3 protein-coding genes and 2 pseudogenes are annotated in these 3,521 nt (G+C 36.7%); all 5 read left to right on the top strand.

What is annotated here, in order from left to right; genetic code table 11:
- Positions 1 to 107 (top strand): annotated as a pseudogene (locus JMX98_RS13530) (IS1595 family transposase); the annotation flags it as partial.
- A 7-nt stretch (positions 108 to 114) separates the two neighbouring features.
- Positions 115 to 669: pseudogene (locus JMX98_RS13535) on the top strand (sugar nucleotidyltransferase); the annotation flags it as partial.
- Complete coding sequence (locus tag JMX98_RS13540) at positions 669 to 1,706, top strand: TDP-N-acetylfucosamine:lipid II N-acetylfucosaminyltransferase (protein ID WP_201587335.1); 1,038 nt, start codon at positions 669 to 671, stop codon at positions 1,704 to 1,706. The pseudogene JMX98_RS13535 and the gene JMX98_RS13540, both read left to right, overlap by 1 nt.
- Before the next feature lies 1 nt (position 1,707).
- Positions 1,708 to 2,283, top strand: a complete 576-nt coding sequence (locus JMX98_RS13545; protein ID WP_201587336.1) for an acyltransferase — start codon at positions 1,708 to 1,710, stop codon at positions 2,281 to 2,283.
- Positions 2,270 to 3,397 carry a dTDP-4-amino-4,6-dideoxygalactose transaminase gene (gene rffA / locus JMX98_RS13550; RefSeq protein WP_201587337.1) on the top strand — a complete coding sequence of 376 codons (1,128 nt, stop codon included), beginning with the start codon at positions 2,270 to 2,272 and terminating at the stop codon, positions 3,395 to 3,397. The genes JMX98_RS13545 and rffA overlap by 14 nt, the downstream gene beginning before the upstream one ends.
- The last annotated feature ends 124 nt before the right edge of the window (positions 3,398 to 3,521 follow it).

Consider the following 3,521-nt stretch of genomic DNA (forward strand, 5'->3'; position numbering starts at 1 on the left):
TCGATAAGAAGAACTTCCATTTATTTTTAAAAGAGTGCGAGTTTAGATTTAACTATGGCTCACCATCTAATCAGCTGAAAACCTTGAGAAAATGGTGTGATATTTAATCCTTATCTACTACAGCCCCATATTTTTTATGGACCAGGTCTAACTCCCTTATTACGAAATGCGGTGAATCAGAAGTCTGGAGCTACTGTATTTGGCTATCAGGTAAAAGATCCTGAACGTTTTGGAGTGGTCGAGTTTGATGAAGACAAAAGAGCAATTTCAATAGAAGAAAAGCCTACCAAACCTAAGTCGAACTTCGCAGTGACTGGCCTATACTTTTATGACAACGATGTTATAGAGTTTGCTAAACAAGTAAAACCCTCAGATAGAGGCGAGCTTGAAATCACCACTATTAACCAAATGTATATGCAGCGTGGAGATCTAAAGGTTGAATTGCTAAGACGTGGCTTTGCTTGGTTGGACACAGGCACTCATGAAAGTTTAATTGAGGCTGGGATGTTCGTACAAACCATTGAAAAACGTCAAGGATTTAAGATTGCTTGCTTAGAAGAGATTGCTTATCACAATGGTTGGTTAACAAAAGAGGATTTGAAAAAAATCGGCAATGCACTGAGTAAAAATAGTTATGGTCAATACTTATTAGATTTGGTATCACAATAATGAGTCGTAAAATATTACACATAGGCTCTGCTGAAAAGTTCATGCCTAGTTTTATAGAGCTTGTAAAAGAAAATTTTGACTTTAATGGTCATGAGTTTTATCTATCTAAAGGTTTGGCTGAAAAAGACATACCTCAGTCTGATAATATTTACTTACTTCCCAATAAAAAGAGACTATCTAAGCTAAAGCATTATTCACAAATTTTCATCAAGATGCACCAAGCTGATAAAGTCATATTGCATAGTCTGGCGGATATAAGCATCGTAAAGCTACTTTTTTTATCTCCTTGGCTATTAAAGAAATGTTACTGGGTAATTTGGGGAAACGACTTATATACTTATAAATTTGACAAGCGTAATCGCAGATGGCGTGTCAGAGAGGTATATAGACGACCTGTCATTAAGAAAATGGGCTATCTAGTTACTTATATGCAAGGTGATATCAACTTAGCTAGGGAGTGGTATGGCGCTCAGGGCGAGTATAAAGAGTGCTTAATGTATACCAGTAATATCTATAAATCAGTTGAAATTAAAAAGTCAGCCAATAGCCAGATTAGCATTCAACTGGGAAACTCCGCTAATAGTACAAACAATCATATAGAGATAATTAAAAAACTAGCCCAATTTAAAGACAATAATTTTCGAGTATGCACACCACTCTCCTATAGCGACCAAAATCATGCCAAAAAAGTTATTAAAATAGGAAATGAATTGCTTGGGGACAAGTTTTATCCAATAACAGACTTCATGCCATTTGATGATTACCTAAAGTTTCAAGGTTCTGTCGATATTGGGATTTTTAATAACAGTAGACAGCAGGCATTAGGTAATATCATTACTTTACTAGGCTTGGGAAAAACAGTATATATGCGTGATGATACCAGCCAATGGCAGTTGTTTTTAGATAAAGGTTTAAAAGTCTACAATGTAAAAAACTTTAATAATCTAGATTATCATCACCACGAAAATAATGTTTTATTAATTAAACAGTATTTTTCCAAAGAAACTTTAATTCAACAACTTACGGAACTTTTCTAAGATGGCTTATTTAAACTCTGAGCAATTAAGAGAGATGGGATTCAAGTCTCTTGGTGAAAATGTAAAAATTAGCGATAAAGCTAGTATTTATAATGCCGATCAAATTGAAATCGGTGATAACTCAAGAATTGACGACTTTTGTATCATATCTGGACATATCCAAATTGGTTCATACTGCCATATCACCCCTATGTGCTTACTAGCAGGTGGCATAAAAGGAATTCAACTTGAGGACTTTTGTACGCTTGCATATGGTGTTAAAGTTTTCTCACAGTCTGACGACTATAGCGGAGAGACAATGGTAAACTCTCTCATTCCAAAAAAATATAAGAATGAGAAAATGGAGAAGGTAACTCTTAAACGTCAAGTAATTGTGGGTGCTGGTAGTATTATTATGTCTGGTGTCACTATTGCTGAAGGCTGCTCAATTGGTGCTATGACGCTGGTTAATAAAAGCACAGAAGCATGGGGTATATACGTAGGAAATCCTGCTAGAAGAGTTAAAGATAGAAAGCAGGACTTACTATTATTAGAAAAGACATTTTTAGAAGAAGAAAGTAATAATGATTCCATTTAATAAGCCCCCATATACTGGTAATGAAGACCAGTACGTTTTACAAGCCATACGCAGTGAGAAAATGTCTGGTAATGGGGACTTTACTAAGCGCTGTCACTCTTGGTTTGAAAAAAAACTTTCTTGTAAAAAAGCTCTACTTACCCCTTCTTGCACAGCTGCATTAGAAATGGCTGCGCTCTTGATAGACATCCAGCCAGGTGATGAAGTAATTATGCCTAGCTACACCTTTGTTAGCACGGCAAATGCTTTTGTCTTACGTGGAGCGAAAGTGGTTTTTGTTGATGTCCGTCCTGATACGATGAATATCGATGAATCTAAAATAGAATCAGCTATCACTTCTAAAACCAAGGCTATTGTTCCTGTTCACTATGCAGGTGTTGCTTGTGAGATGGACACTATTATGGAACTAGCAAACCGCCATAATATCTATGTTATAGAAGATGCTGCCCAAGGTATGATGAGTACTTATAAAGGTCAGGCTTTAGGAACTATTGGACATATAGGCACTTATAGTTTTCATGAGACTAAGAACTATACAAGCAGTGGCGAAGGTGGCTTATTAATTATTAATGATGATCAGTTTAAAGAAAGAGCCGATATAATTAGAGAAAAGGGTACCAATCGAAGTCAGTTTTTTAGAGGTATGGTAGATAAGTACTCGTGGGTTGATATTGGCAGTAGTTATCTGCCCAGTGATATTCAAGCTGCCTATCTTTGGGGACAGCTTGAAAAAGCTGATGAGATAAACAGTGCGCGTCTAGACTCTTGGTCGTATTACTACGATAACCTTAAAACCCTTCAGTTAAAAGGTAAAATTGAACTAGCTACCATACCAAGAGACTGTCAACATAATGCTCATATGTTTTATATTAAAGTATCTGACATGCAAACGCGCTCTGACTTAATAAGTCATTTAAAGGACTGCGGCATACTTGCTGTCTTTCACTACGTACCTTTGCATACGTCAGTAGCTGGGGAAAAAAATGGTAGGCTGCATGGAGAAGATACTTATACAACCAGTCACAGTGAAAGACTACTTAGATTACCAATTTATTATGGTATGACTCGTAATGAGCAGAAAAACGTTATACAAGCGATTCTTGATTTCTACTGAGGGCGTTCAAAACTCTGTGTCAACTAAATTAAAGGCGCATCACCGAATCTAATCGACCAGGGAAATAGATAGACAGCTGCATCATCGTCTGTCCCCAATTACGAATCGGCATCGTCCACTTGGC

The organism is Psychrobacter sp. HII-4 (assembly GCF_904846595.1).
GTDB classification, from domain to species: Bacteria; Pseudomonadota; Gammaproteobacteria; order Pseudomonadales; family Moraxellaceae; genus Psychrobacter; species Psychrobacter celer.